Annotated in this window: 29 protein-coding genes and 1 tRNA gene; 12 read left to right on the top strand and 18 right to left on the bottom strand. The window is 42.0% G+C overall.

The window, feature by feature from the left end:
- Positions 1-107 precede the first annotated feature (107 nt).
- Positions 108-605 carry a metallophosphoesterase gene (locus tag HM003_07070; GenBank protein ID MBX5329092.1) on the top strand — a complete coding sequence of 166 codons (498 nt, stop codon included), beginning with the start codon at positions 108-110 and terminating at the stop codon, positions 603-605.
- A 134-nt stretch (positions 606-739) separates the two neighbouring features.
- On the opposite strand, the gene HM003_07065 is transcribed toward HM003_07070, so the two are convergent.
- The 8 genes from HM003_07065 to HM003_07030 form a co-directional block, all read right to left on the bottom strand.
- Positions 740-1,762, bottom strand: coding sequence for a DUF1565 domain-containing protein (locus HM003_07065; GenBank protein ID MBX5329091.1), 1,023 nt, complete (start codon positions 1,760-1,762; stop codon positions 740-742).
- A gap of 482 nt (positions 1,763-2,244) precedes the next feature.
- Positions 2,245-2,808, bottom strand: a complete 564-nt coding sequence (locus HM003_07060; protein ID MBX5329090.1) for a GNAT family N-acetyltransferase — start codon at positions 2,806-2,808, stop codon at positions 2,245-2,247.
- Between the two features lie 34 nt (positions 2,809-2,842).
- On the bottom strand, positions 2,843-3,772 hold the full coding sequence (gene moaA / locus HM003_07055; protein MBX5329089.1) for a GTP 3',8-cyclase MoaA: 930 nt from the start codon (positions 3,770-3,772) through the stop codon (positions 2,843-2,845).
- Between the two features lie 2 nt (positions 3,773-3,774).
- Positions 3,775-4,305 carry a molybdenum cofactor biosynthesis protein MoaB gene (locus tag HM003_07050; GenBank protein MBX5329088.1) on the bottom strand — a complete coding sequence of 177 codons (531 nt, stop codon included), beginning with the start codon at positions 4,303-4,305 and terminating at the stop codon, positions 3,775-3,777.
- The gene (gene moaC, locus HM003_07045) at positions 4,280-4,738 is read right to left on the bottom strand and encodes a cyclic pyranopterin monophosphate synthase MoaC (protein MBX5329087.1); all 459 of its coding nucleotides are present in this window, start codon (positions 4,736-4,738) and stop codon (positions 4,280-4,282) included. Before moaC ends, HM003_07050 begins: the two co-directional genes overlap by 26 nt.
- Positions 4,731-5,450, bottom strand: coding sequence for a hypothetical protein (locus HM003_07040; protein MBX5329086.1), 720 nt, complete (start codon positions 5,448-5,450; stop codon positions 4,731-4,733). Before HM003_07040 ends, moaC begins: the two co-directional genes overlap by 8 nt.
- 34 nt (positions 5,451-5,484) lie before the next feature.
- Positions 5,485-5,757: a winged helix-turn-helix transcriptional regulator gene (locus HM003_07035; GenBank protein MBX5329085.1), complete on the bottom strand. Its 273-nt coding sequence runs from the start codon at positions 5,755-5,757 to the stop codon at positions 5,485-5,487.
- A 7-nt stretch (positions 5,758-5,764) separates the two neighbouring features.
- The gene (locus HM003_07030; GenBank protein MBX5329084.1) at positions 5,765-6,949 is read right to left on the bottom strand and encodes an ORC1-type DNA replication protein; all 1,185 of its coding nucleotides are present in this window, start codon (positions 6,947-6,949) and stop codon (positions 5,765-5,767) included.
- 131 nt (positions 6,950-7,080) lie between these two features.
- Here HM003_07030 and HM003_07025 point away from each other — a divergent pair, with 131 nt between their 5' ends.
- The 4 genes from HM003_07025 to HM003_07010 all read left to right on the top strand — a co-directional run bounded on the left by HM003_07025 (position 7,081) and on the right by HM003_07010 (position 11,401).
- A complete protein-coding gene (locus HM003_07025; GenBank protein ID MBX5329083.1) occupies positions 7,081-7,644 on the top strand; it encodes an arginine decarboxylase, pyruvoyl-dependent in 564 nt (187 codons plus the stop codon).
- Positions 7,645-7,758: 114 nt separating this feature from the next.
- Entirely contained in the window at positions 7,759-8,421 is a 663-nt protein-coding gene (tpiA, locus tag HM003_07020) for a triose-phosphate isomerase (protein ID MBX5329082.1), read from the top strand.
- A 13-nt stretch (positions 8,422-8,434) separates the two neighbouring features.
- Positions 8,435-9,316 (top strand): DUF89 family protein, encoded by an 882-nt coding sequence (locus HM003_07015; GenBank protein MBX5329081.1) that lies wholly within the window; start codon positions 8,435-8,437, stop codon positions 9,314-9,316.
- On the top strand, positions 9,317-11,401 hold the full coding sequence (locus HM003_07010) for a glycogen debranching protein (GenBank protein MBX5329080.1): 2,085 nt from the start codon (positions 9,317-9,319) through the stop codon (positions 11,399-11,401). It begins immediately after the preceding gene.
- Here HM003_07010 and galT read toward each other — a convergent pair.
- The 6 genes from galT to HM003_06980 form a co-directional block, all read right to left on the bottom strand.
- Complete coding sequence (galT, locus tag HM003_07005) at positions 11,393-12,430, bottom strand: galactose-1-phosphate uridylyltransferase (protein ID MBX5329079.1); 1,038 nt, start codon at positions 12,428-12,430, stop codon at positions 11,393-11,395. The genes HM003_07010 and galT overlap by 9 nt on opposite strands.
- A gap of 67 nt (positions 12,431-12,497) precedes the next feature.
- Entirely contained in the window at positions 12,498-13,106 is a 609-nt protein-coding gene (locus HM003_07000; GenBank protein ID MBX5329078.1) for a lysine exporter LysO family protein, read from the bottom strand.
- Positions 13,103-13,384 (bottom strand): LysO family transporter, encoded by a 282-nt coding sequence (locus tag HM003_06995; GenBank protein MBX5329077.1) that lies wholly within the window; start codon positions 13,382-13,384, stop codon positions 13,103-13,105. The genes HM003_07000 and HM003_06995 overlap by 4 nt, the downstream gene beginning before the upstream one ends.
- A 96-nt stretch (positions 13,385-13,480) precedes the next feature.
- Positions 13,481-15,697 (bottom strand): elongation factor EF-2, encoded by a 2,217-nt coding sequence (locus HM003_06990; protein MBX5329076.1) that lies wholly within the window; start codon positions 15,695-15,697, stop codon positions 13,481-13,483.
- Positions 15,698-15,877: 180 nt separating this feature from the next.
- The gene (locus HM003_06985) at positions 15,878-16,327 is read right to left on the bottom strand and encodes a hypothetical protein (protein ID MBX5329075.1); all 450 of its coding nucleotides are present in this window, start codon (positions 16,325-16,327) and stop codon (positions 15,878-15,880) included.
- 61 nt (positions 16,328-16,388) lie between these two features.
- A complete protein-coding gene (locus tag HM003_06980) occupies positions 16,389-16,946 on the bottom strand; it encodes a hypothetical protein (protein MBX5329074.1) in 558 nt (185 codons plus the stop codon).
- A gap of 69 nt (positions 16,947-17,015) precedes the next feature.
- Between HM003_06980 and HM003_06975 the strand changes: the two genes are divergently transcribed.
- The gene (locus HM003_06975; GenBank protein ID MBX5329073.1) at positions 17,016-18,287 is read left to right on the top strand and encodes a M28 family peptidase; all 1,272 of its coding nucleotides are present in this window, start codon (positions 17,016-17,018) and stop codon (positions 18,285-18,287) included.
- 30 nt (positions 18,288-18,317) lie between these two features.
- Here the strand turns inward: HM003_06975 and HM003_06970 are convergent, their stop codons facing one another.
- Complete coding sequence (locus HM003_06970) at positions 18,318-19,559, bottom strand: DUF401 family protein (GenBank protein ID MBX5329072.1); 1,242 nt, start codon at positions 19,557-19,559, stop codon at positions 18,318-18,320.
- Between the two features lie 111 nt (positions 19,560-19,670).
- Here HM003_06970 and HM003_06965 point away from each other — a divergent pair, with 111 nt between their 5' ends.
- Positions 19,671-20,093 carry a hypothetical protein gene (locus tag HM003_06965; GenBank protein MBX5329071.1) on the top strand — a complete coding sequence of 141 codons (423 nt, stop codon included), beginning with the start codon at positions 19,671-19,673 and terminating at the stop codon, positions 20,091-20,093.
- Positions 20,094-20,167: 74 nt separating this feature from the next.
- Positions 20,168-20,245: transfer RNA gene (locus HM003_06960), tRNA-Gly, on the top strand.
- Positions 20,246-20,411: 166 nt separating this feature from the next.
- On the opposite strand, the gene HM003_06955 is transcribed toward HM003_06960, so the two are convergent.
- Both HM003_06955 and HM003_06950 read right to left on the bottom strand, forming a co-directional pair.
- Complete coding sequence (locus HM003_06955) at positions 20,412-20,588, bottom strand: hypothetical protein (GenBank protein ID MBX5329070.1); 177 nt, start codon at positions 20,586-20,588, stop codon at positions 20,412-20,414.
- A gap of 132 nt (positions 20,589-20,720) precedes the next feature.
- The gene (locus tag HM003_06950) at positions 20,721-21,458 is read right to left on the bottom strand and encodes an HAD family hydrolase (GenBank protein MBX5329069.1); all 738 of its coding nucleotides are present in this window, start codon (positions 21,456-21,458) and stop codon (positions 20,721-20,723) included.
- Between the two features lie 110 nt (positions 21,459-21,568).
- Here HM003_06950 and HM003_06945 point away from each other — a divergent pair, with 110 nt between their 5' ends.
- From HM003_06945 to HM003_06930, 4 genes are all read left to right on the top strand, one after another.
- Positions 21,569-21,943: a hypothetical protein gene (locus HM003_06945; protein ID MBX5329068.1), complete on the top strand. Its 375-nt coding sequence runs from the start codon at positions 21,569-21,571 to the stop codon at positions 21,941-21,943.
- Positions 21,944-22,020: 77 nt separating this feature from the next.
- Complete coding sequence (locus HM003_06940) at positions 22,021-22,221, top strand: hypothetical protein (protein ID MBX5329067.1); 201 nt, start codon at positions 22,021-22,023, stop codon at positions 22,219-22,221.
- Positions 22,221-23,795: a sodium:solute symporter family protein gene (locus tag HM003_06935; protein MBX5329066.1), complete on the top strand. Its 1,575-nt coding sequence runs from the start codon at positions 22,221-22,223 to the stop codon at positions 23,793-23,795. Before HM003_06940 ends, HM003_06935 begins: the two co-directional genes overlap by 1 nt.
- 92 nt (positions 23,796-23,887) lie before the next feature.
- The gene (locus HM003_06930) at positions 23,888-24,391 is read left to right on the top strand and encodes an Lrp/AsnC family transcriptional regulator (GenBank protein ID MBX5329065.1); all 504 of its coding nucleotides are present in this window, start codon (positions 23,888-23,890) and stop codon (positions 24,389-24,391) included.
- Here the strand turns inward: HM003_06930 and HM003_06925 are convergent, their stop codons facing one another.
- Positions 24,392-25,408, bottom strand: coding sequence for a hypothetical protein (locus HM003_06925; protein ID MBX5329064.1), 1,017 nt, complete (start codon positions 25,406-25,408; stop codon positions 24,392-24,394).
- Positions 25,409-25,421 lie beyond the last annotated feature (13 nt).

Raw genomic sequence — 25,421 nt, 5'->3', positions numbered from 1 at the left:
TCTAACTATTCCGAGAATCGAAATATTCTCTAGAACAAACTTCTATATGATTAAACTATGAGAAGGCTTTATTTCCAAAAATGAAAATGTTAAAGGAAGGTGAGAAGATGTTGATAGGCATAATTTCAGACACGCACGACCGTTTGTCGATGGTTGAAAAAGCCGTAGAAAGATTCAACGAGGAAAAAGTTGACTTGGTTCTTCACGCAGGAGATTATATTGCACCATTCGTGATTCCAAAATTCAAAAAGTTAAAGGCAAAAATGATTGGCGTATTTGGCAATAATGATGGGGACCATGAACTTTTGAAAAAACGATTCAGCGAGAATCAAGCTCTGGAGATTCGTGGAGGTTTCGCTAAAATTGTCGTTGGCGATACAAAAATTGCGTTGTTGCATGGGACTGAGGAAGAGTTGTTGGAGGCTTTGATTGATAGTGAAGGGTTTGATGTTGTGGTTCATGGACATTTTCATAAAGCGGAGGTTTACAGAAAGGGCAAAACGTTGGTTGTTAATCCAGGTGAGCTTTGTGGATATTTGACTGGGAAGTCGACGATTGCATTGCTTGACACGGCTAAGCTTGAAGCCAAAATAATCCAGTTATAGACTGAGAAAGATTCTGTGTTGTTTAGCTGTCTGCGGAGTTATAGCCCCCTATATATAGGTTGAATTAGGTTTTGACTAGCAGGTTTTGCGTGTGGAGTCTTCTGTTTTGTTGGAAAGTAATTTGGCGAGGAGATTTAGGATGACCATCCATTTGGGTCCTGAAATGGATAACGGTCTATGTCATCTGCGTCTATGGTATAGGGGTGTGACCCATCACTCGGATTACCGATGCAAGTGTGTTCGCTCCAGTAATTTCCTCCAGAAGGATAACCGTTGTCCCAAGAGTTTGTTGAGTCCATTAGCATTACTTGAATTGTGTTGTTGATGAAGTTATTATGATAAATAGTATTATTGTTTGAGGATTCAAGATGTACGCCTCTCTCACTGTCAGCTATAGTATTGCCGATAAGCGTGTTATTGCCGCATGGTTTTTCTCCGTAGAATGAATAGCAGTAAAAGCCGCGATAGCTGTTGTTCACCATGGTATTAGCGGTGAAAGTGTTATGCGTGGAGTCGTAACTTAAGTATATACCATCTACATTGTTTGAAATTGTATTATTATGAACGATATTGTTTGATGAATAGCTGAAATCGATGCCTCTTTCGTTTGATGTGATTATGTTGTCGCTTACATTGTTATTGCTAGAACGGAATAGGCTAATGCCGTATCCTCCAACGTTTGAGGCTATTATGGTATTTCTGATAACACATCCAAGGGCGTCTCCCATGTAAATACCTGCAGTTCCCCATGCTGCATTTCGTATTGTGAAACCACTAATGTTGACATTGTTTGCTTTTATGGCGATAACTGCGCCGGTCAAGCCTTTGCCGTCAATGATTGTGGTGTTTTTATTTTCTCCGGAAAGTGTTAAGGCTTTTTTTATTTCTATGTAACTTTCGTTGTAGGTTCCCGATGCGACCTGAATTGTGTCTCCGGGGTTTGCTGCGTTTATAGCTTCTTCTATTGTTGAGAAGTTTGCTGTTCCATCGTCGTCTACGGTTAATGTTCTGAGTGTTACTGCTCCTCGGTTGAGAAACAAGTAGAGTCCTAAGAGAGAAATTGCGAGCACGACAGCGATGGCGACGGGAATGATGATTTTCCATCTCTTTGTCTTAGTCTTCGCTTTATCAGTTGGTTTGTGAGTGTTTTTGTTCAATCCTTTCCCTCATAACGATAGTCTCCACGCGAAGATGTATTAAGATTTTTCGCGATGATTCGGTTTTTCATTGTGTTTTTCGTTGAGATAAATCAACTCTGCATCTTCTGTCCTCTATACTATTTGTTGGACTGCGAAATTCATTTGTTTAACAACAAAGACCGTTAAGGACTATAGAGAGATGTTGCATGTCAGTAGGACAATGAATCAGGCAAGTATGTCATGCTGGCTTTCATCAGTTGCTAGGTTCTTAAGACTTGCTTTGGTCTGTGTCCTTTTGGACCACGCAGAAGAGGTTGCCATCGGGGTCCTCTAGCACATGGAAGTCGTCATCAGGCTTATACGTCTGGGGATGAAGGGTCGCTCTTTATGAAGTTTTCAAATGTCCTTTGATTGAATGGCCGGCGAAAAGCGTGGTCCATTAAAGGTAGAAGCCCATCTTTAGGTGATAAGTCTCTATAAGTCAAAATTTTCATGTGAGATTACTCCTTCGCTTGAGAAGCCTTTGCCAGAATTCTAGGTTCTTTCCATTCTTCCCTCAAGATACTGTAGATATAACCGTCCGCCAATTTTCCCTTTGAATCCCACAATGCCTTGCGAAGGATTCCCTCTTTCTTGAACTGGGCTTTCTCTAAAACTCGCCGAGAAGCCACATCTTCCTTGTTAATGACTGCTTGTATTCTAGCAATCTCTCTTGTGAGGAACAAGTAATCCACTAGGATTTGTATTGCTTCGGTTCCGTAGCCCTTGTTTCTTTCGTTTGGAACGATTGCGTAGCCAATTTCTATCCACCCGAAATTTGGCGCACTGATGTAATGGGTAGCCCATTCAATTTTTGTTCCGTCCTTCTTTTCTATTATGAAATCAATCCATTTTGTTTGGTATAGCTTCTGTTCAAGTATTCGCTTTTCCAGTTGCGCCTTAGAAATTTGCTCAGGAAAATGCTGATAATCTCCCGCAAATTCTACATCACTAAGCCACTGCGCTAATAGGGGCACGTCTTCTTTTTCAGCTAGTCTTAGGTTAATTCTTTTACCTTCAAGCATAAAATATCAAAAAATGAAATGCAATGTATGCTTATTAATTTTTGTTAAATGGCTGCCGCCTATGGTTTGCAAGTTCAAAAAGCTCCATTAACTCTTGGTCGTTTGCGCCGTTTCTCATAGATGTTAGGATATCCACAAGGTTGCTGTTTCGCATTAAGCATGGTTTCAGTTTTCCATCGCTTGTCACACGTAAGCGCGTGCAATACATGCAAAACTCCGTGTTCTCTATCGGATGCACGACCTCAACTTTCACGTCTGGAAGATGGTAAATGCGACGGCTTTGCATGTACTGTCTTGTTTCAACTTTAACCGCTTTTTGCTTTAACATGTCCTCATACTCATCTAGCGGCTTGTGACTTGCATGATAATAAGCGTCGCTTATGTTTATTGGTTCAAGCTCAATCAGCTGCAAAATTGTTCCAGTTTCTCTGGCAAACTCAATCATTTCAGGAACGGCATAGTCGTTTGCGCCTTTCAAAATAAGCATGTTAAGCTTGACAGGACAAAAACCAACTTCAACAGCAGCTTTAACACCATCTAAAACATCCTCTAATCTGCCACCAGTCAACTTATTATAAACTTCCTCGTCCAATGTTGGAAGACTAATGTTCAAACGCTTCAAGCCATTCTCATGCAATTCCTCAGCCAAAGAAGCAAGTAGAACTCCATTAGTGGTCATGGAAAGGTCTGCTAAGCCAGGAATAGCTGCAATGCCTTTAACGATTTCTATAACATCCTTCCGCATGAGAGGTTCTCCTCCAGTCAGCTTTACCCTAGAAATGCCCAGTCCAACAGCGATTCTTACAATGCGAACAATCTCGTCAACAGTCATTTCAGCTTCAGCATTGTCTGAAAGTTTTTCTTCGCCTTCCATGTGACAGTATTGGCAACGTAAATTACAGCGTCTCGTAATTGCTACACGCAAGTTAAGGAGAGGACGCCCAAAACCATCTTTCAGTACCATCGTTATTCCCGTGCATGCTTAACGATGTGAGCAACTTCCGGTAATATAAGCTTTTCAAAACAAACCTTTACGGCGTCAGGCGAACCCGGTATACAGAAAAAAGCTTTACCATTTGCCACACCGGCAATAGCGCGGGACAACACCGCTGCCGAACCAATTTTTTCAAAGCTTAGGCGCCTAAAAATCTCGCCAAACCCAGGCAGAACTTTTTCTAAAAAGGGAGAAACAGTTTCTATAGTAATGTCTGAAGAGGTTATGCCAGTGCCACCGCAAAAAACAACAACATCCAAACCAGAAGAAGCCAAAGCCTGTCGCATGCTCTCTTCAATTAAAGCTTTATCGTCTGGAATCAGCTTTCTAAAAGCTACTATGTATCCAGCATTTTTTAACATGGATTCAATTAGGTCGCCGGAAACGTCTTCAACTTGCTCGCCTTTCTTCAATTTTTGATAGCGCGAAGTGCTGCATACAAAAATTCCAAAATTCAGATTTTTAGGCGCTTCAGCCTTATGCTTTTTTGTGCTTTCGCTCACTCGAAACGCCCTCTTTAACTTTCTTCACGACGCGAATGTTTTCAATAAGCGTGTATGGATATTGTCCTTTCGCGTCTTTTTCGTATTGTTTAACCATGTCCCAAATCGTCAAAAGACTAACAGCAGTCGCCACTAAGGCTTCCATTTCAACACCTGTTTGAGCCTTCGTCTTAACAGTGGAAAACACTTGCACAGATTTGTCTAAAACTTTTATTTCAACTTCAACGCTTGTTAAAGGAAGAGGGTGGCAAAGCGGGATTAGAGCACTTGTTTTTTTAGCGGCCAGAATTCCAGCTATTTTCGCCGTGTTGATGGGGTCTCCCTTTGCAATCTTCCCCTCTTTAATTAGACGTATGGTTTGGGTTTTCAGCTTGACGATTCCTGTCGCGGTTGCTTCTCGGAAGACTTCTGGTTTATTAGACACATCAATCATTGACACGCTGTTCTCCTCCTTCAATATTTTCGACTTTAAAATTGGATAGGGAAAGCTGTTTCTTTTCTGTTTTGTTTTCAGCTGGCTTGGTTTGTTCAGAAGTCCTGCCAGAAAGCATTTTCAGGCTCTCTTCTTGGAGTTCTCGCATAATCTGCTTCATTTCATCAACCTTCTTTTCCAAAGCAATTAAGACAGCTCTGAAATCGTCAAGACGCCCTAAAACATATTTGATGAGAGGTTGAACATCTTCTTTGGCTTGTATGCTTATAACTGAACCCTTTGTTTCAGAAGCTTTCTTGAAAGCTAATATGGCATCAATGAGCGGTGAAGGATTATCTCTAATTTCCCGCATTAAAAAAAGAAAATCTGAACCGTCCGTTATGGCTTTTCTCAGCTGTTCAAAGGCTAAACGAGAGTTTGCAAGAGGGTCAGACGTGTTCTGTAGGAGAATGTCTTTAAAAGTTGTTAATGTTTGAGTTAGGTTTTTGCACATCAGCTTGATGGAGTAAGCCTTTTCCGGTTTAAGAATAAGCATAAGCTCCTCGCTACTTGTTGCCAAATCCTTTATGCAGTTCACGTAATATTCAGTTTTTGTCAGCAGTTCCGAAGGTGAAAGTTTTTCAAAGAGAACTCCGCCAGCAATGTCACTTGCAACCTTCTGCAGAATCCCTTCGAATTCCCTTATTTTTTCATCAAACTCCTCTTTAATCAAAATGCTCACCACTTATAAACACAATTAATATAGCCTATCTCTTATTTGCATGTTCCCAAACTTCCACCAGGTTTTGAACAGCTCTAGCCTTTGGTGAATGTTCATTAAACCTGTATAAGCGGATTCTTCCGAACACTTTATGTTGAAGAATGCCCTCGTCTTCCAAAACTTTCAGATGTTTACTTGTCGTGTTGTAGTTAACGCCAAGTCTGCGGGCAATTTCAGAAACATTAAGTTCGCCAACTTGCGTTAAAATTTTCAAAATTTTCATTCTAAGTTTTGAAGAAAAAACCTCGTCTACTTTCATAACGTTTTCACGCTTTCCCTTTTTTTAAGAGAGCACTTAATTCTTTCTCCAAGTCGTCAGCTGAAATTCTGGGCAAAAAAACAAGTGTAGACCTTCCACGAGAACCAGCTGCCGAAACTTCTGTCTTCAATATGCCTAGAACTGAAAAGTTATGCAAGTATTTCCATAGTTGCGTGTGGCTGTGTGGTGATTCATTAAATTCTTCGCACACAACCGCATAAGCTTGCTCAGCTTCGGTGAGAGAAATGTAAGCTTTTTGACTTTTCGTAAAAAGTCTGGCTGTGCCGAGCAGAAAAAGTTTTTCATGAAAGTTTAGAGAGCCTAATTCGCTTTTCCGCATTGCTGGGATTATGCTTGAAACGGCTTTTCGAACACATTCTGGTGTAACTGAATCTAATTCTTCGGAGTCTGCGTATTTTCCAGCTCTCCAGAGCAAATCAATACCGAAACGTGCGTTTCCGCCTTCGGAAGATGCAAGTTCAGCCATTAGGCTCAAAGCGTCTTCTAGCACAGCTAGTGGTTTAAATGCAAGCGAAACACGGTCGTTAAGGATGTCTACAAGTTGCTGCCTAGAGTATCTTTCAAGACTGATTACGTTAGACTGCAAAGTGCTACGTGTACTCTCATCCAACCGCTCAATCGCTCTCAAGTTTCGCAAAATACAAACAAGCGAAAGCCTTTGAGGCTTATTCTGCCTCGTTTCATGCAGCCGCGTGAGCTTGTAAACAGCATCAGAGCCTTCTCTTTCGATGAGACTTTCAAATTCGTCTAAAGTCAAAATAACATAAGCGTCTTCTTCATCCAAAATTTGCATGAGCATGCCTAGAAGCTCTTCTGCTGAGTAACCGCGTTTTGGAAAATTCGGATGAAAAGTAGAAACTACATGATGCAATAATAAGAACAAGCTTCCACGGTATTCACGACAGTTAACATGCACATAACGAAGATTTATTCCACGCTTGTCTGCTTCACGAGAAATGTCAGCCCCGAAACGTTGAGAAAGAACAGTTTTGCCGGAGCCCACATCACCAGTTATCATCACTCTTTGAGTCATTTTCCCAGGAAACTGCAGCATAAAACCGAAAAACTTCATGAGCAAACGCAGTTCAACATCTCTATGAGGAAGCCTAAATGGCACGTAGTTTAAGTCAAGCTTTGTTTCGTCCGTGAATACGCTTCGGTAATGCGACACCAAACTAACCTCAAATAAAATATGCGTGTTTACATGTATTCTTTTCTCCTATCGAGAGAAGCGCTAATCAAAATTTTTGTGTATCACAAAAACAAAAAACTAATAAGCGCATTTGCTAAATGTATTGCAAAATGATTCCAAAATATTTCTTTCTAACGAAAGGTGTTGGAAAACATAAAGAGCAACTGCAATCTTTTGAGTTGGCATTGAGAAGCGCAGGCATACAACATTGCAACATAGTGAACGTCTCAAGCATAATACCGCCGGGTTGCAAGCTAATCTCAAGAGAACGTGGCTTAAAAATGATAAGACCAGGCGAAATAACCTTCGTCGTTTTAGCAAGAAACCAAACTAATGAGCCACACAGGCTTATAGCGTCATCAATAGGAGTGGCAATTCCTTCAGGTAAAAACAATTATGGCTACTTGTCCGAACACCACTCTTATGGGCAGCCAGACGATAAAGCGGGAGACTACGCGGAAGATTTAGCGGCAACGATGCTTGCTACAACCATGGGAATTCAATTTGACCCAGAAACTGCTTGGGACGAAAGGAAACAGCTTTTCAAAACCACCGGGATGATAATCAAAACAACAAACATAACGCAATCTGCAACTGGAGACAAGGGCGGCTTATGGACTACAACCATTGCTGCTGCTGTTTTCGTGCCTAAACGAACCGCTTTTAACCGTTAGGTGCGAGATTAGTCGCGGCACATCCACAACTCATTTTTCTGTTCCAAAATAATATTAACCGTTAAAGTTAACCTAAGATAGGTGAGTTAATTGCCGAAGAAATTCAGAACACCAATGATAATTGTCAACTTCAAAGCGTATTCTGAAGCAACTGGACGAAAGGCGGTTGAGCTTGCAAAAAAAGCTGAAAAAGTGAATGAGGAGACATCTGTTTATATCGGCGTCGCCCCTCAGTTCGCAGACATCGCTGCAGTCGCGAAAGCTGTGAAAATTCCAGTTTTTGCTCAACACATAGACCCTATAAGGCCTGGCAGTTTCACGGGGCACGTGCTTGCTGAATCTGTAAAGGAAGCTGGCGCTGTTGGAACGTTAATTAACCATTCGGAGAGGCAGCTTAAACTTTCAGACATTAATGAAGCAATCGCGATAACGCGTGAGCAAGGTTTGCTTTCAGTCGTTTGCGCCAATGACCCCAACGTAAGCGCTGCGGTGGCAGCCCTTAAACCAGACATAATAGCTGTTGAGCCGCCTGAGCTTATCGGCACTGGAATCCCTGTTTCAAAGGCTAAACCAGAGGTTGTAACTGGCACTGTGAAGCTCGTCAGAGAAGTTAATTCTGAAGTAACAATACTTTGTGGTGCTGGAATAACTCGTGGAGAAGATGTTAAGGCTGCGTTGAAGCTTGGCACTCAAGGTGTGTTGGTTGCAAGTGGCATAGTGAAGGCAAAAGACCCATATACTGTTTTGCGGGAATTTGCAGAAGCAGCAAAGAAATAGGCGTGTTGAACGTTTGAAAGTTGAAGCAGAATGTGCAGCTTGTATTCTCAACAGAGCATCAGCAGAAGCCATCGAAGCCACGATGAACCCTGCATTGCGTTTCAGAGCAATGAACGAAGTTATACGATTACTCCACAAAGAGTTTAGACCAACCGCTGTTCCTGCAGATTTGGGAACGAAGAGAGACCGAATAATAAAGAGGGTAACCGGCAACAATGACCCATACATGAGAAGCAAGCGGATAAGCAACGAAAAAGCATTGAAGCTTCTGCCATACGCAAGAAAAATGGTGGAAGATGGCTATGCGCAACAAGACAGATTCAAAAAAGCATGCTTATGCGCAATGGTTGGCAACATAATGGAATTCGACATTCCCGGACACAAATTTACTTTTAGTATTTTAAGGAAAAGCTTTCGGGAAGCAGCAAAAGATTTAGCAATAGATGACACCAGCAAAATTTATGAAATAACAAAAGAAGCGCGTAAAATTCTCTATCTGACGGATAACGCTGGAGAAATCGTTTTTGACGCATTGCTTGTGGAGCAATTGAAAAACATGGGCTTAACCGTTATTGTAGCAGTGAAAGGCGGTCCAGTCATAAACGACGCAACTTTAGTGGACACAGAGGTTTCTGGAATGAACAAAATAGCTGATAAAATAATAACGACGGGCACAGACGCTGTTGGACTAGCGGTTAAGGAAGTTTCAACAGAATTTCTTGAAGTTTACAATAATGTTGATGTGGTTTTTGCGAAGGGCATGGGCTACGCAGAAACTCTGACGGAATATAAACTGAAAAAGCCACACGCGTTACTTTTTAGGGCAAAATGTAATCCAGTCGCAAACTTTTTTGGTGTGTTAAGAGAGAAGAATGTTGCAAAGTTGATGCCGTAGATGAGGTTGCCAGTCATAAGCCTTAGTAACGAAATGCTTTCTCACTTTGATGATGCAATCTCGAAAGAGTGGATTATAACGAATGGTTTAGGCGGTTACGCTTCTTCCACTGTTTTAGGCTTAAACACGCGAAAATATCACGGATTGCTAGTAGCTGCTTTTAATCCACCCGGAGACCGCAGGATATGCCTAGCAAAGTTGGACGAAGAAGTAAGCATAGGAAACAATACATATCTTCTTTACGCTAATGAATTCCAAAATGGCATTTTTCCGCAAGGGCATACACTCCTAAAAGAATTTTCAATTTCGCCCTTTCCAAAATACTCCTATTCAGTACAAAACGTGGATATTCAAAAAACCATTTTCATGCCCTACGCAAAAAACGCCACGATAGCAATTTACAAAATTTTGAACAAGAACAATTCTGACGTTAAAATCCGCGTTTTTCCATTGATAAACTGGAGACACATCCATTCGGTTACTGACAGATGGAAAATATCATGGGAATTTGCTACAAAACACGAAAACAAAGAAGTAAATATGCACTTTGACACTCCAAAATTTGTACTTATGATGAAAGCTACAAACGGACATTACCATGACGCGGGCAAATGGATTGAAAAACTATACTACCGCGAAGAAGCGGTACGCGGAGAAAGCTGCGTAGACGACGGTTATCAACCCGGCTATTTTGAAGTAGACACGAAAGCAAACAAAAGCGCAGATTTTGCTATAATTGCCGTCGCTGACAAAACGGAGGAGTATGCACAAAAAATTCTGGCTGAAATGCCTCTGACCACCTATGACGCAGAAGTACTATATGAACAAGAAACGGCACGCCGCGAGGCAAATTTGGCGAAATTTTACGAAAACTATGAAAGCCTTCCTAGAAATGATTGGTTAAATTGGATTTTATTAGCAACTGACACGTTCTTAGTTAAAGTAACAGACTATAAGCCACAGTCTATTATTGCAGGTTATCCATGGTTTGGAGTTTGGGGAAGAGACACCTTTGTTTCTCTACCTGGTTTGTTACTCGTGGCTGGAAGATTTGAGGATGCAAGAAAAGTTTTCTTAACATTCAAAAATTACTGTAAACAAGGCTTGATTCCAAATTGTCTTCCAGAGCAAACAGAACCACCAGCTTATAACGCTGTTGATGCGACATTGTGGTTTGTAAATGCGATACTGCAATACCTAAAATATACGGTAGATTTCAATTTTATCCAAGACCAACTTTGGGAAACGCTAAAAAGCATTATGGAAAACCATGTTAAGGGAACAGACTTTGACATACATGTAAACAATGACGGATTACTTTCTCACGGTCCACAATTAACATGGATGGACATAGCAATAAACGGTCAACCATTAACCCCGAGAGCTGGAAAAGCCGTTGAGATTCAGGCGTTATGGTACAATGCTCTTAAAACTATGGAATTGTTGGCAAGCAAGTTTAAAGAAAAAAGCGAAACAGAAAAATATTTGCAAATGGCTGAAAAAGCGAAGAAAAGTTTTGCCGAAAAATTCTGGAACCCGGATAAAAACTGTCTGTTCGATGTTGTGAGCGAAAACGCTTGTGACGATTCTTTAAGGCCTAATCAAATAATTGCCGTTTCTCTGGATTTCACCTTGCTGGATAAAATGAAAAGTGAAAAAATAGTTGATGCCGTCCACCGCGAGCTTTTTACGCCTTACGGGTTGAGGACTCTTGCAAGAAACGACCCAAGATATGTTGGCGTTTATGCTGGAGATAGAAATAGCAGAGACAAAGCCTATCATAATGGCACAGTTTGGCCTTGGCTGCTTGGGCCTTTCGTGACGGCGTTTTTGAAAACTAAGGGCTATGTTGAATATAGACGTGAATACGCCTTGAAAAATTTCATTTTACCTTTATTTACTGAACAAGTTTTTAAGGCGGGATTAGGCACAATAAGCGAAATTTTCGACGGAGAACCACCACATACTCCCAGAGGATGCATCACGCAAGCGTGGAGTGTGGCCGAGCCATTAAGAGCTTACGTTGAAGATGTCATGCAAAAGAGACCGAAATATGAAAAGCAAGTTTTACAAAGATTAAGCTGAAATTGTTTTTCTGAGACTTTCAGCAGCTGTTTCCGGCGTTACAGTATTTATGTATATGCCTGTGCTTTTTTCAAATCCCGCCCAAATTGCCAGTTTTGGATAAATTTCCAAATGCCAATGATAATAGTTGCGCGCGTCTTTACTAGCGGCTAAGTGGAAACCATAATTGTAGGGTGGGTCGTTCACCAGCTCTTTTAATCCTTTAAGGCATGCTTTTAACGTTTCAGCAAAAGTTTTAACTTCAGTCTGAGGCATGCCTATTAAAGTGCTTTCATGTTTTTTAGGAACTATCCAGAACTCCATGGGGTTAACACTTGCGTAAGGAGCAAAAACAACAAAGTGCGAGTTTTCGAGAATAAGCCTCGGTCCATCAGCTTCCTTTTCTATTATACTGCAGAAAACGCATTTTCCATTTTGTTTCCAAAATTTCTTGCTGGCTCTAATCTCTTCCTCAACAGTTTTGGGAAGAAATGGCGTAGCAATTATTTGGCTGTGTGCATGCGAAAGCGAGGCACCCGCTTCTAAGCCATGATTGCGGAATATTGAGACGTATTTCACGTATTTTTTTGTAGAAAGCCAGCAGAGTCTGTCGATGTAAGCGTTAATCACGTGGATTAACTGGGGGATTCTTGCAACGGCTGGATGCTCATCATGATTTGGTGATTCAATGAGGACTTCGTGATGTCCGACGGCTGTAGCCAAATCGTTTCTTTTAAGAATACTTTTTTTGCTGATTTTCTTTTCCGGAGGAGAAAATGCTGGGTAAAGGTTTGGAACGCAACGAACAAGCCAGTTCTTGTGCCGAAAACCGTTCTTGTCCTTGTCTTTTCTTATGCCCTTGTCCTTTTTTAGGTAGACGAGCACTGCAGGCGGCGTCATGTGCTCGTTACCTGGACACATTGGGCAAACCGTGGTTTTGGCTTGTTCTCTTTCTTTTTTTGCGAAGTCTGTAGGTCTGCGGCTTCGTTCGGTGGCTATGACAACCCAACGGTCTAACAAATAATCCTTGCGAACTTCGTTGTGTGGCATGAGCAAACCTTCAACAAGAATTAGTTTATTCGCCCCACTGCATTTAGCATTTTCCAAAACTAGAGTTTCAGTGAGGCAATGCTGCTATTGCTGTTATCGTGAACGGCGCTATTAGGCTTAAAACAAAGCCGCTTGAAAACGCAGTTATCAACGTGTCCGCTCCGCAGTAACGTATGATTATCGGCAGTGTCGTGTCCATGGCCGTTGCGCCGCCAAATGCTATGGGCGCGTACTTGTCAACTTTAACGGTTAAAGAAATCGTCGTTATCGTTAACAGTTCCCTCAGAAAGTTTACAGTAAAACCCAATGCACCCCATTCAACCCCAAACAATTGATTAGTTAAAGGTCCAGCTAATGTGTACCAGCCGTAACCAGCGCTTACAGCCATAGACGCCACTGCATTACCAAAAATCAATCCTCCTATGAACCCGCCTAAAATGCTGCCTAAGGCAACAGCAGATGGAAAAATCAAAATTTTGAAACCTGACTTTTTAATTTTCACCATTGATTCCTTGTCCATTCCAAAAGATATGCCCATGACAAAAAGCAACAAAAGAAGAAAAGCATTAAACAAATAGTCAGAAACAAAGTTTCCCGCTGCAATGTTTCCCCAATTGTTATTAACGTAACCAACTATTCCGCCAAATAAGAGAGCGGCAACAATGTACTTCATCATTCCATCTTCACCAATTTCCTTGCTGCTTTAACAAAAACTACGCTAAAGAACACGGATAAAAGCAAAATTACAACGGCGTTAACTCCAATTTTCGGAAAAGAACTTAACAACTCATTATTTGAGCCTATGCTGAAACCTAACGAAAATATCAATGCTACGATAATTCCAAAAGTAACCTTGCCTAAGTTGACGCGTTTTCTGTTCCTTAAAAGAAAACCCAGCAACAATCCAGCAACCAACGCAGCCACAAGCCCAACCAAATACACAACATTAAACATCACTCAATACCAACCCTAAACGAATTAAAACTATAAGCTCCACTATAGGATTTAATCTTTCCCAAAAGAACAAAAGAAAAGAATAAGAATCGTGGGTTATGCTTCTTCGTAGAACTCTTTCGCGTCTGGCGGTGTTGGACTCAAGCCTCTGCGTTTGCGTATTTGCGCTATTATTTCAGCTTGCATTGACTCTGGAACGGGAGCCCAACGGCTAAACTGCGTCGCCCAAAAAGCTCTTCCCTGTGTTGACGAACGCAATTCATCTGCAATACCGAAGGATTCAGCCACGGGCATTTCAGCCTTGACAACAACCATGTCCTCTTCGTTTACCATGTCCAAAATTTTTCCGCGGCGCTTCTGCACTATCGCAATGACTGAACTTGCGAAGTCATTTGGCACTTTGCACTCAAAACTCATTAAAGGCTCCAGAAGTTTGGGGTCGCTCAATAGAAAGCAACACCAGATTGGACGCCAAGTCATCGGAAGTATTTGTGCGGGTCCTCTGTGCACTGGGTCTTCATGAACCATGATGTCTTCCAAGTTTACTTTTAGTCCATAGGCGGGCTCTTTTGCTAAAACAGAAGTGTGCACTGCTTCTCTGAAGCCCGATTTTACATGGTCTATGACTTCTTCAACGTATTGTCTTCCCTTTATTCTGTTTACGAGAATGTTTGTTCCTTCAATAGCGATAACGTTGCGCGCATCATCTGTTGACCAGCCAAACTGTTTCAGAATCTTCTGTCTTTCATCACGTGTTTGCATTTCCGAAATTTTGCCGGCTCTGATGGCTTCGATTACTTCTTCGGGCAACTTCTCCAATGTCACCCAAAGCTTGCTGTGCTTGTTGGGACTTTTACCCATAATTGGCGGTCCTTTGTAGTCGTGGCTTATTGTTTCACGGTAAATCACTATTGGCTTGCTAATCTTCACCTTCAAGCCTGCTTCTTGCATTCGGTAAGCTGTAACTTCAAGATGTAATTCGCCCATGCCGCTTAGCAGGTATTCTCCACTTTCCTTGTTTATTGTGAAGTGAAGGTTCGGGTCTTCCAGTGTCAACTTGTGAATTACTTTGTCGAAAAGCGGCAGGTCCTTAACATCTTCCGGCTCAACGGCAACCGTTACCACAGGGTCAGAAACATATTTTAATCCTTCAAACGGATGCGTTTCCACACCTTCTTCCGCGACTGTTTCGCCCACGTGAACTGAGGGCAATCCAGAGAGTGCAGCGATGTTTCCCGCTGGAACTTTGTCTACTATGACTCTGTCAGCAGCCATGCTCATGTAAACTTGCTGAATTGTGCCTTTCTGTCGGCTGGTTACGAGATTAACAACTTTTCCCTTTTCAACTGTCCCGCTGAAAACACGTCCAATGGCGACGACTCCGCTGTGAGGGTCAACTTCAATGGTTGTTATGCACATGAGAAGCGGTCCATTTGGGTCAACACTTGCCATTCCCTTGCCCACTGGACTGTTTGGGTCGCCTGGCCAAATTTGGCTTTGTCTATATGGTTGCGCTTGTAATGGATTGGGTAAGTGTTCGCAGAACATGTCTAATATTGGCTCATATAATGGTGCCTTTTTGCTTAATGCGTCAACTTTTCTTGCGATGTCTTCTGGTTCTCCAGAGTAAGCGTCAATTATGTCTTTGAACGAGACACCTTTCGCTTTCATATGAGGTAAGTTTAATCCCCATTTGTGAAGGGCTGAACCGAACGCTACGCGACCGTCTTCAACGTTGACTTGCCAATCTTTTTTATGCTCCGGTGGCGCATATTTTTCTATTAAGTTGTTTATTCTGGCGATTATTTTTGCAAATTTGCGCTGTATTTCTTCTGGAGTTAGCTTGATTTCTTTTATTAATCGATCAACCTTGTTAATGAAAAGGATTGGTTTGACTCTTTCACGTAATGCTTGCATCAAAACAGTTTCTGTCTGCGTCATGGGGCCTTCTACAGCGTCAACAACCACTAATGCGCCGTCTACTGCGCGGAGGCTTCTGGTTACTGCTCCGCTGAAGTCGATGTGCCCTGGCGTGTCTATGAGGTTTATGAGGTATTCTTTTCCTTTGTAGGTGTGAGCTAAACTAATGTTTGAGGCGAAGACTGTCATTTGTCTTTTCTGTTCAAGTTCCCATGAGTCGAGAAACAGTTTTTGACCTGCGGTTTGTTCGCTTATTATGCCTGCAGCGGCTAATAGGCTGTCTGAAAGTGTAGTTTTTCCGTGGTCTACGTGAGCGATTATGCTGGTGTTTCTGACCATTTCGCGGTTATTCATAAGTTTAACAATTTCTTCAATTTGTCTATAGCGTCCCATAACTAAACCTTCTTTACGCTAGTTAATTGTTCTTGAATGCAAGCATTTTCAGTAATTGCCTTTTGAGACATTGCTATTCTTCACTCTGAGGGAATTTTGAATAGGCTACATGGAAGATAAAACGGCAACCTATTAACTTTTTGTTGCAACAATTGACTTGCTCAAAATCTGTCTTGCTCTTCATTCCATTAAGGCAATCATCTTCTCCGCGGTTTCCTTGTCTACGTAGAAGCCTCCCCTTGCAAGCCTCTTCACGCCGAGAAACATGAGAAAATTGTTGAGGGATATTGGTTTGGCAGCAGCTTGCAAGTTTTTGAATCTGATGAAAGAAACTCTCTGCATATCCCGAGTAAACTCTTCATATTTCTCCTTAGTTTGCAGAACCGACTCACTACCATGCTCTTTCCATAAACTTTCAGCGTCTCCAGTTTTGCGTTCAACAAACTCCGCATGCCCTGCAACTTCACCAACGGGCTTGGAAACATAAAAGAACAGTAAGGAAGTATTTTTGGGCGGTGCCCAACCATTCTGTACGTACGATTGCACTTCTTTTCCCTTATGTCGGAGGCGGAGAAACTCGCGCCACCATTTATCCTTAATCATCATGACAAAGGCGTATTTCTCACTCATGAAATCACTTTTACTTAGTGTGAACGGTTTCTTCATTTAAAATTTATCAAACTAGAAATGGTTAAACACATTTCACTTTTAGCTTTGTGGCTAGCTTTTGCAGGTCTTGTTTGCTCATCCATTCTGTCTGGAGATACAGACATATTCTTTGGTCGGATAATCCTATTCTTCGAGCTTCTTCTACTGCATGATCGTAAGCTTCAATTTCTGTCGGTCTATCAATGTAGCTGTATTGCTCGTCGAATAGTCTGCGTCCTTGCATTAGCTGCCGCACATGGACTAATTCGTGAATTAAGTCTAGGTAGATGTCAACTTTGTCTCCGTTTTTCAAGTAGTTAGCATCAATCATCAAGTGTCCATTTCTCTCGTCTACCCACATGTAACCGCCTATCCATGTAAACTTAACCTTCAAGTTGCGAAGCACTTCTTCTGTTTTGTCACCGAATATTTGTTTAACTGCTTCGGCTTTCTCCATACCACTAAAGTAGTCAGTAAACGCGTAAGCTGAGCCCCCAATACGTAAGATTCTGTCTAGTCGAAGTTTTCCAATCAGATGCCACATTCTGAGCATTAGCAGTTCGCGTGCATCCATTCGAGTCATCACTTTAAGGTAATCCATACTTCGCGACCTAATAGTCTTTATTAATCATTGTGTGTAGATTAGTTGGGAAAAGGGTGAAAATGCGAAATGAAAGTTTTTGACGCTGTTTCAGCGTATCGTTTCATGGAGAGACTTGTCAAAGAAGTTGGAAATCGAGAATCAGGAACAGATAAAGAGCGCCAAGCAGCAAATTTGATAAAGGCATGGTTTGAAGAGTTCGGGCTTGCTAATGTGAGAATGGAAGAGTTTGAGGTTCAGACAAGCCGCATTTTAAAAGAAGAGGTTTCGCTTCCCGACGGCGCGCGACTTGCGTGTGCTACTGTTGGAAATTCGCTTTCAACTCCGCCGGAAGGTGTTGAAGGCGACGTAGTCATGTTAGAGTCTACATCACCTGAGGCGTTGAAGAAAATTGAAGGTAAAATTGCTGTTTTGGGCTTAGTTCCGTTTCAGAAAGATTTTGAAAAAATTTTGAAAGCTAAGCCTTTAGCATTGATTTTTCCTTCTCGGACTCCATTGGCTCCTATGATTTACCGTTCTGTTAGGGCTGAGTATGTTGAGAAGCAAAATGTTCCGGCGGTTTCAATGGCGCATGATGATGTGTTGAACGTGTTGAAGGGTCCGCGGAGGCTCAGGATAATTACAGAAGTGGAGAATGTAACTGCTAAGAGCCAAAATGTTATTGGCGAAGTGCCAGGGGCTGTTGAAGATGAAGATATACTGATTGGAGGGCATTACGACACTGTCAGAAGTGTTATGGGCGCACATGACAATGCCGCTGGAACCGCTGTCGTGCTTGAGTTGGCAAGAATTTTTGCACAGGAAAAACTGAATCGCACTTTGAGGGTTGCCGCTTTCGGCTCTGAAGAACTTGGACTGCGAGGCTCTTTCCATCACGCTGAAAACCCTGAGAACACTCGAAATCTCAAGCTTTGCCTCGACTTTGACGTTCATGGAATATTGCTTGGCGAGTTAAGCGCAGTTGTTCTCGGACCGGAAGAGGTTAAGTCATTGATGTCTTTTACTGCAAAGGAGCTTGGAATCTCTCTTCGCGTTAGCAGCGAGTTGGGAATGGGTGGTTCAGACCACATGCCCTTAGCGTTTTATGGTGTTCCTTCCGTTATGTTGTCACGTGCTGGCGGTGCAGCCCAGATAATGCATACAGACTTAGAGGATTTGCGTTGGTGCGGTTCAGAAGCTTTTGTTCCCGTGGGTAGATTGAGTCAAACACTTTTGGAGCGTTTGTTAAAGGCTGAAGAGTTGCCTTTTGAAAAGAAAATTCCCAACGACATTGCTAAGGCTCTTGAGAAAAGATTTGAAGATTCAGGAATCAAAAAGAAGAATGTGCAAGGAACTCAATAAAAAAGGGTCTTCAAAACTCGTTAGGATTGTTTAGAGTAGGAAGTAGACGAATAGCGCCATTGGAAATGTTACTAGAAACGATGGAATTACGTACTTGTAAACTTTGCCTAATGTGCATTTGAAATAGTCCGCTGTAAAAGTGAAGCATAAGTGTGTTGGCGCAATTGTGTATCCAAGATAAGCGCTGATGTAAATTAACGCAGCTACACTAGGCGTGGCGAGTGATGTTCCACAAAGAATTGGAATGCTGACAGCGACGCCGCTGACTGGCGAGCCTGTTAAGACACCTAAGATCGCCGGAATTGTTATTAGCAGTAGAATGCTAGTTGTGCCTCCTCCGTTTGTTACGAATGTTAAGAACACATTTGAGATTTCTGGGGTTATCATGATTTTTCTTAGTAAGAATGCGCCGTAGGCTGCTGCTGTTATGCCATAGATTCCCCAGCCTTTGAAAGGTTTCTTGAAAACTGCGAAATTCAGTTTGGAAATGACGATTAAAATTAGCAACCCTACTAAAATTGCTATTACGGTGTGAAAACCTTCTAGGGACAAACCAACCGAGTCCATAGATATTGCGACAATTATCGTTGCCAGAATTGGACTGAAGGTGACAAGGAAAGTTTTGAGGTTTGAGTTTGCTGTTTGTTTATCGCCGTTTGTTTCTTCATTTTTGTATTTGGGAACTTTCCAGAAGCCAATTATGAATCCGATTATTATCATTACGAGAACTACGGGAATCTGCCGCATAATTATTAAGGGTATTGCTACTCCCGTGAGTGCGGCGGTTGTGATTATTGGCGGGCTTAAGGGGTAAACGGGGAAAACCGTGTGTCGGAACCAAATGTTCACATAGGCTTTTCTGTCTGGCTTTAGCTTGAGTTTTTCAGCTTCTGTGTCAACGAGTGGCGCTGACATTAATGCGCCGCCGGCGACTGGCAGAAGCCCTATGATTGCGGGTAATACACTTAGGACGATTTTGGGGTTTTTGATGAGGTTGCCTACACTTTCGCTTAGCTTGTTTATTATTCCTGTTTCTTTGTAGAGTTGGCTTAGTAGCATAATGCCGAAGGTTGCGAGTACGACTGAAATTGCTAGCGGGTCGGTGGTTGTCTGCCAGATTATCGGTGGAATCGTTGCCCAATCGAGTGCAAGCAAAGCCAAAAGCTGAGCTGTCACGTTTAGGGTTATTCCCAGATTCACACGCTTATACAATAAGGCTATTAGAAACGCTAATGAGGCAATTATTGCTATTGCCGGATCAACTAGTCCCAAATTTTCTGCTCCCTTTGTCGGCTTTGAGAAAAATTAGGATGTGATGGCATACTCTTAATCCTTTTCCTTTGTTAATGAGGAAATCTTTTAAAAACTACATGTGTGTTTTGCATGTTGATTGTCATGAAAAGAGCAGTTTTCGTTTCCGGTCCAATTCAAGGCATGGAAACAGAGCAGTTTTATAGGGATGTTATTCGTGAAATTTGTGTTCGGCACGGCTTTGAGGTTGTTGACCCTTGGGAACGTGAAAAAGTTATTTACAGAGGCAAGGAACATGGCTGGTGGAATAAGGTTCCAGCGGTTGACTTCATAAAAAGAGATTTGGAAGACATAGAAAAATGCGATGTTTTAGTTGCGTATCTCCCTACGCTTTCGGCTGGAACGTGCATGGAACTCTTCTACGCCAAACTCAAAGGCAAAAAGACCATATGCATATGCCAAATTGGGAATCCCAGTCCATGGATAACTGTCCATTCCGACATAATCCTAAAAGACATCAAAGACCTTGACAATCTTCTAGACCAAAAATTTTAACAAAACCTTAATGTTTAATGGCAAATGTTCAGAAAAGGAAAATAAGCACCAAAGCAAAATTTCATTGCTAATGCGCGGTTGTAGTCTAGTTTGGTCTAGGACATCAGCCTGCCACGCTGACGACCCGGGTTCAAATCCCGGCAACCGCACCATATGTTTCTCTACTGAATAGCTCTAACTTCATCGCTTTCTTAGCCTTGTCTGCGCAAATGATAGTCTGTCTAATACGCATTTTTATATTCTGAAAAAATGAGTGTTAAAATCTAAAATATATGGGAATTTATTCTTCCTACTTTAAATTCGATTTTAGCCACGTGTTTATTCGCTGATGACTTGCATTCTTTCTATTTTCGCTGCCCATGGAATTACATGCGTGTTTTCTGAAAGCTCATCGCGAATCTCCTTTTCGAGTTCTCTGTCCGTTTTCTCTGCACTTTCTTCGACAAGCAAAACTTCAATTAACGCCTTTTTTGTCGTAGCCTCTCCACCTCCCAATTACATTGTGTTGAGAAGCAGTAGCATCCATTAGTGAGGTTTAAAAGGCTTTCTTCTACAATTTGAACAGAAACATTTCTAATAATACATTTCTGTTTCTTCTGCGTCTTTAAAAACATCATTTCTTTAATATCAGTATTTTAAGAATTTTTGAATTTCTTTGCAAAGCATGCAAATATCTTTCATAATCAAATCTGGTTTCTGCTGGCTTTCCGTAAGGTTTTCGAGTGAATAGAATTGTGAAGGAACAAAAACTGTTCTCATTCCAACAGCCTTTGCACCTTTTATGTCCTCTAATGGGCTGTCTCCCACGTAAACAGTTTCTTCCGCTGCTACTCCAAGCCTTCTGATTGCTTCTTCAAAAATCTTCGCGTGAGGCTTGCGCCAACCAACAGCTTCCGAAACCAAAACAGCGTTAAAAAACTTGTTTATGTCCAGTTTTCTCAAACCCGCATAGATTACTGGCGCGTACGTGAAGTTTGAGATTAAACCAAGTTTGTAGTCTCCGCAAACTTTACTGAGCATCCTTTTTGTGCATGGTCTAAGCTCAAAGGAGTTCACGTAATCTTCAAAGAAAACGTTTACAGCCGCTTTTATGCGTGTGTCTTCTGGAGTAGTTACAAATCCTAGCGAATTCAAAGCTTCTGAAATCCAAACGGCGTTTGTTACTTCAACTAGTTTTTGATAGCGTATAACGCGGTATTTCTCGTGTGCTTGACTGTAGGCTTCCAAAAAACTTTCGAGGCTAACATTGAATCCTGCTTCGGCGATTGCCTTGTACAATTTGACCTTTGAATTTTCCAGACTATACTTTTTAACGTCTGTTAAGGTGCCGATGAAGTCGAATATTATTGCTTTTGTAAGCGCCAAACATTGTTCCTCTTTTGCCTTTTTAGTTATTATTGATTCGTTTTTTGAATGTTTATTTGAATATAATAAGATTTACGTATACGTTCAGTTATCTGACATATTGAACCTCCATGTCCTTCAGAGATTACCTTCATGAAAAAGCGGAAGAATCAAGACACAACGAAACCCTCTCATACCTGATGTTTTTAGCAGGCGCCATTTTCCTTGTAGGCGGCATCCTCGAAACCCTAAGCCTAACATCACAGCCAAATTGGTTCCTTATTTTTCCCTACGTCACCGAACCGTTTGTGGGGGCAGTTTTAGGTCTATCGCTGATAATTAGCGGATGCTCCCTCATAGTCTTTGGAATACTTGTTGGTTTAAACTACTCTCGTAATAGAGGCTGGTATATGGAAGAACTGCGCAAAGCAAACTCTCTGGAAGAAACCATGATGCAGGAGAAATCACCGAAAACTGCACGCAAAAGGAAAAACGCAGCCTCATAACCAATTTTTCGACTCGCCCAATTAAACGTCTTTTTCTCTAAGCCGTTCTAGAATAACTTAAATATCAAATTCGATGGATGAAAAGAAAAATAAAGAGGAGATGCCGGCTGAAAGTATACATTCTCTCAGCTATCCTAATTCTTTGCGTAATTCTGGTTCCAGTTCTTGCGTATCTGCTTGGCGAATGGTACGCTTACTGGGGACATGCGATCTTGGCAATAGTTTTTGGAGTTTTGGCGGTTCTGATAAAAACGCGTTATTATTGGGAGGAAGATTGATGAGTGCGTCCATACCTGAAGCTTCTTCTGAAGTTGCAGCTGGCGTAATCGCTGCTATTGCCGCTTTTCTAGCGGTAAGTGTTCTTTTGGGTTTTTTCATGAGAAGGAAAGCTAAAAGTTTTGAAGAATGGCTAGTAGGACGTGGAGACATAGGTCCTTTCGTTACAGGTTTCGCTTTAATTGCTTCTTACCTTAGTGGGTGGGCGATTTTTGGAAATGCAGGTTTAGGGTATGCTTACGGTTGGGCTGGCAGCTGGTTAATAGGCACTATGTGTATAATGGGTACAGCGTTATGCTTGGTTATTGGTTATCGAATGCGGAGATACGTAGCGCTTGGGGCGCGAACCGTTCCTGAAATGTTGCGTGTAAGATTTGAAAGCAAATTTGTGCAGGCGTTAGCTGGGTTTGCCATGATTATTCTCCTCATAGTGTATTGTGTAGGTCAATACAAGGCGATGGCAACTGTCTGGACCATAACGACAAACACGTCTTTCCAGTGGAGTCTCGTGGCTACCGCCATTTTGGTTCTTGTTTACATTGCTGTTGGCGGCTACACTGGCACACAGTGGGTTTCATGTTTTCAAGGAATCCTTCTAACTGCGGTTGGTTGGACATTGGGCATAGCATCGCTAGCTTGGGCAGGTGGACCAGCAAACATCGCAGATGCCATTAAACTGCAAACTTTTACAAAACCCGGTGGAGTTGAAACTTCAATACCTTTGAAAGATTATACTTTGCCTTTGCCGGCGCCTGAAGGTTTAGCTTTTGCAGGCGCAGACTGGGTGGGCGTTACCGCAGCGGTTTTTATGTTTCTTTTTATGGCTACTGGTTTTCCACATAATATGGCACGTTTTCTTGGCACTCGAAAAATTGGCAAGCGTGAATATTGGATGATGCTTCTTATCTTAATCGTTGGTGGCTTGACGCCGCTGTGGATTGGTGTTGTCGGATTTGCCGCGCGGGCAGTTTGGGGAGACGCTTTAATGGCGGTGCAATACAAGCCAATGTATGGAGATTCAGCAGCCACGTTTGTGAGCATAAGTGTCGGTGGAGTTCCGCTTGCTTCTTTGTTTGCGGCTGGCGTTTTTGCCGCGTCTGTTGCCACTTTAGCTGGGATGGTTATGATTATGGCGACTAACATTACGAGAGATTTCATTTACAATTTTCGTCCAACAATTCCTTCAAGAAAACTTTTATGTCTTACAAAAGCCATGCTTGTTCCGTTCATTGCCATACCTTTATGGTGGACTTTGACTTCTCCTCCGCCTATTCTTTCAGAGTTTATGGCTGGCTCTGCCGTGGCTCAGGCGGGAATTTTCTTTTTCGTCGTCGGCGTTTCTATGTATTGGAAGAGAGCTACAAAATGGGGTGCAATTGCCACAATAGTTTACGGCTTAATTTTAACGGTTTTGCATCCAAATGCTTATGGAAAACTTTTCGGCTTGTATCATTGGGGTTATTGGGCGCTGGCTTTGATGTTCGGCTCTGCCGCGGTCTACTTTCTTGTAAGCTTAGCAACCAAACCTTTAGAAGAAGAGAAAATTGACAAACTCTTTCCGAAAAGAAAGAAATAATTCACTGCACAGCACAGCTTGGAAACGCGCTTCTGTAAATCTTGATTTCTGCTTCCGAAAACATTAATAACTCTGAAAACACAGCGAAAGTCATGAAACAAGAAAACATCGCTAAACTGTTGAAAGAGTTAATTCGTAACTCAAAAAGAAGCGATAGAGAACTAGCTAAAGCTGTTAACTTATCGCAGCCAACGGTGACTAGGCTTAGGAAACTCACGGATAAATATGTTAGAAGCTACACGATTGTTCCGGAATTTGACAAGATTGGCTACGAGCTTTTAGCGTTCACGTTCGTGAAGGCTAGGACTTATGAGAAAGCCACGGTTGAAGAGAGAATTCGGTTGGTGAAGGAGTGGTATAAGAGGCATTCTAATGTGATTTTTGCCTCTGATGGAGAAGGATTGGGAAAAGATGGCATAATAGTTTCAGTCCACAAGAATTATTCTAAATATGCGGATTTCATGCGGGATTTCATAGTGAGTTTTGCTGATTTTGCAAGCGATGTCCAATCTTTTCTTGTAAGTTTGAAAACGGGAATAATTCTGAAACCTTTCGACTTGACATATCTAGCAGATGATATAGACGATTTAGAATAGCTAATGTTCCTTTTTCATTTTTAATTGGTTGGGGGTTTCATAGTAGTTTCTTAGCAATGCGAGAACACGTGTTGTCCAGTCATGCTGACGATGCCTTGGGGTCCGCCATGTTTCCGAAAGAGGAAAATAAACTGACATGCTTGCGCGTGGTCCAAAATCCCATAAGCCTTCATTATTCCTTTGCGTCCACAACCAGTCAATTATGTCTTTTGCAAATTTGCGCCAGCTTAAAAAATGAGAAAGCAGCTCAAAGGACGTGAAAAACCTATCCAGTATTCCCGGCGTAAAATGATTTGGAATGTTTGATAATGGAATCCCCAAATAACCAACACCTTCCTCATTGCGCCACACCCAATCAACCAAGGCGTATTCGAGCGTTGCTGGAAGTTTTGCGGCTCTTGAGCCGAGAAGAGCCAATTGATACTTGCCGTTAAGCATTAAATAGCTGTTCTTGACAGAAGCGCCAGTCAGCGTCTTGTGCGCTTGTATTTCCGCTTCTGAATCATACTTGCCCGAAGCAAACGTGTGCTTTGCGATTTTAGCCCACAAATCCCATGCTTTGTCAATAGCTGGGTGAGTTGGACATATTCTGGCTAAGGTTGCAGCGACAAAAAGCTGCTTACCCGTAGCCCAGCGGTTGTTTCGTTCTGGCGGGTCTGGAAAATCAAGTGAGCCGTCAAGTAAACGTGAAAGATAGTTTATTGTGGCTTGAAAAATGGGGTCTGATTCTTCTAAGCCTAATGCTAAGCCTCTTTCAACTGCGGCTTCTGTGGTTAAGATTTTTCCTTTGGTTTTCATTGCGGAGTGAAATCTTCCCCAGCTTCCATCTTCTTTTTGTTCTTTTTTAAGTTCCAGAACCCATCGACTCTGCAGCATTTCTTGCTTAGCGCTGATAAGCCTACCATTGGAAGGTGACAGTTTCAAAACGTCACGTAAGAGACGAAAACGAACCACCCTGTCAGGGTTTTCTAATAGAATATTACGCGCCGTTTCTTCGACCAGTTCAATTTCATTCATTGTGATTCTCTCC

The sequence above is a fragment of the Candidatus Bathyarchaeota archaeon A05DMB-5 genome, from assembly GCA_019685655.1.
Taxonomy (GTDB): domain Archaea; phylum Thermoproteota; class Bathyarchaeia; order Bathyarchaeales; family Bathycorpusculaceae; genus DSLH01.
Note: the sequence above shows the minus strand (reverse complement) of the source record. Positions and strands in the feature narration are given on the sequence as shown.